Raw genomic sequence first — 2,291 nt, 5'->3', positions numbered from 1 at the left:
CGCAAAACCTATATTGGCCTTATTCCTCTGTTCAGTCCTGTTAATTAAATAATGAAATTTAGAAAAGTCGAACTTAGGATAACCTTCAGGCAGCTCTTGACCTTGCACTTCGTTCCAGTTCAGCAAGGCAAAATGGGCAACGTTGATGATGCGGCCCCCCGGATGGCGATATGCTTTGGTAAAGGCATTGAGCTGCTCCAAGTAGTAATCGTTCAGCTTAAAGATCTTCTCGACCAGGCTGCCCGCTACTTCGTCCGTGCTTTCTTCCACGTGTACGTAGGCAGAAGGATACCGGTGCTCCTGAATAAGGCTCAGAGCCTTTCTTACCGACCAAGAACAAGATTTGAGTACCGTCAAAAGCAAAGATGATGACCGAAGTACTGACAGCAAAAGAAAAATCGGGCTTCTTCATAAACGTATTCCTAAGTGTCTAAATTATACTTTGATTTGGAGTCTCGGTCTCAATACTTCGTAAAATTATTGGAAAGGCATTGTTACGCGAGTATATTTGGCGCATGACGGCTCGCCTCTACGACGCGTTGAATTTCTTCTCCAAACTCACCTGGAAACGGGCCGTTAATGGGGCGGCTGTGATATCGAGTTACTATTTTTCTCGTTGGTTTGGATCCACAAAGCCCCGGGGGCTGCCTTTTAGTATCGCATTTGAACCTACCACTGCTTGTAATCTCGGTTGTCCAGAATGTCCAAGTGGACTCAAGCAGTTTACAAGACCAACGGGTAACCTGAAGGTCGATTTCTTCGACAAGGCCATTGATGAGCTCGCTCCGACCACTGCCTATATTACCTTTTACTTTCAAGGGGAACCATTCATTAATCCGCGATTTCTCGAAATGGTCCAAATGGCGACCAGCAAACGTATTTACACTACGACCTCTACCAACGCCCATTTTCTCCATCCCGGTTTGGCAAAGAAGACTGTGGAGTCGGGTCTCGACCGACTCATAATTTCCATAGACGGTACCACACAAGAAGCTTACGAGCAGTATCGTCGCGAAGGGGAGCTCAACAAGGTCCTTGAAGGTACGCGCAACATTATAGAATGGAAACATAAGCTCAAGTCGAGAACTCCGCACGTCATTTGGCAATTCCTGGTAGTGCGTCCCAATGAACATCAAATCTACGAAGTGAAGCGCATGGGCAAGGAGTTTGGCGTCGATGAAGTCCGATACAAGACCGCCCAGGTCTACGATTACGAAAACGGCAATCCCCTGATTCCGACCATCGAAAAGTACGCCCGCTACAAGCAGTGCAAAGATGGCAAATGGAAGGTGAAGAACCCCCTCGACGACCACTGCTGGAAAATGTGGCATAGCTGCGTCATCACCTGGGATGGACGAGTAATACCCTGTTGTTTCGACAAGGACGCAACGCACCAACTCGGACAACTCGGTGAACAATCGTTCGGCGAACTCTGGTACGGCGAGCGCTATGCGGCATTCCGCAAATCACTCATGAAGTCGCGCAAAGAGATCGATATCTGTGCCAACTGTTCTGAAGGCACGAAGGTTTGGGCTTGATTTTTTGGGCCTACGGCCCGATGAGTTACTTCGCGACCGATTCGCCTTTTTCGACGAAATTCTTGAAATCGACCATGAATTTGTAGCTCTGTTTCTTGAATGCCTTGGGCATCAGCCAGCCCATGACCTTCATAGTGAAACTGCTGAAGCGAAACTCAGAAACAGATCGCCAAACCATCTTGTCGGACCCTCCTTCGGTGAAATAGTTCTCTTGTAAATTATAAACACCGTTAGCTTCGAATGTCGCATGAAACTGATCGGGCAGATCATTGTGTACGATCGTTTCGATCATTTCAGTCTCGCGCCGTCCCATTTTATACTTCATTTTGGACTTGGCACCGGGCATTCCCTTGTCGCCACTTATGTGCTCCATGGAAATGAAACCGCGCTGCCAATGCTTAAAGTTTTCAGGATCTTCGAACTTGGCGACAACCTCCTCACGGGATCTGTCGATCTCAATGGATGTTTGATATTTCATAGCACTAGGTTTTATTCATCCACCCAAAATCCGACCGAGTAGGTGCTCGCACTTCGACTCGTTAAAAGTGAGTATTCCGGTAAAACTATGAAGCGGATGCGAGCCGAATCTATGCTTTTTTTGCCGATTAGGTACTCGCGGATCGCCGAGATCCGCTTAGCACCTATCTTGTCCGTTTGCGCTATTGCCCTCTCTTGGGGTCACGTCCATTTTGTGGGGAGCGTTTGAAGAATTGCTACATTTCGTTCAAAAGAAATGGAGGATTTGGTATTGGA

The 2,291-nt window shown here is 47.5% G+C and carries 3 protein-coding genes; 1 reads left to right on the top strand and 2 read right to left on the bottom strand.

Annotated features, from left to right (window positions below; all coding sequences use genetic code 11):
- The coding region (locus J4F31_12370) for a hypothetical protein (protein MCE2497347.1) at positions 1-357 on the bottom strand (357 nt) is incomplete at its 3' end.
- Between the two features lie 158 nt (positions 358-515).
- Here J4F31_12370 and J4F31_12365 point away from each other — a divergent pair.
- Complete coding sequence (locus J4F31_12365; GenBank protein ID MCE2497346.1) at positions 516-1,538, top strand: SPASM domain-containing protein; 1,023 nt, start codon at positions 516-518, stop codon at positions 1,536-1,538.
- A 25-nt stretch (positions 1,539-1,563) separates the two neighbouring features.
- On the opposite strand, the gene J4F31_12360 is transcribed toward J4F31_12365, so the two are convergent.
- The gene (locus tag J4F31_12360; GenBank protein MCE2497345.1) at positions 1,564-2,016 is read right to left on the bottom strand and encodes an SRPBCC family protein; all 453 of its coding nucleotides are present in this window, start codon (positions 2,014-2,016) and stop codon (positions 1,564-1,566) included.
- Between the last annotated feature and the right edge of the window lie 275 nt (positions 2,017-2,291).

The sequence above is a fragment of the Flavobacteriales bacterium genome, assembly GCA_021296215.1.
GTDB lineage: Bacteria > Bacteroidota > Bacteroidia > Flavobacteriales > ECT2AJA-044 > ECT2AJA-044.
The sequence above is the reverse complement of the archived record's forward strand: the minus strand, read 5'-3'. Positions and strand labels throughout refer to the sequence as shown.

Excerpts from the sequence above, each read along its gene's own strand:
- J4F31_12365 (MCE2497346.1), top strand. The coding sequence starts at position 516 with ATGACGGCTCGCCTCTACGACGCGTTGAATTTCTTCTCCAAACTCACC.
- J4F31_12360 (MCE2497345.1), bottom strand. The coding sequence starts at position 2,016 with ATGAAATATCAAACATCCATTGAGATCGACAGATCCCGTGAGGAGGTT.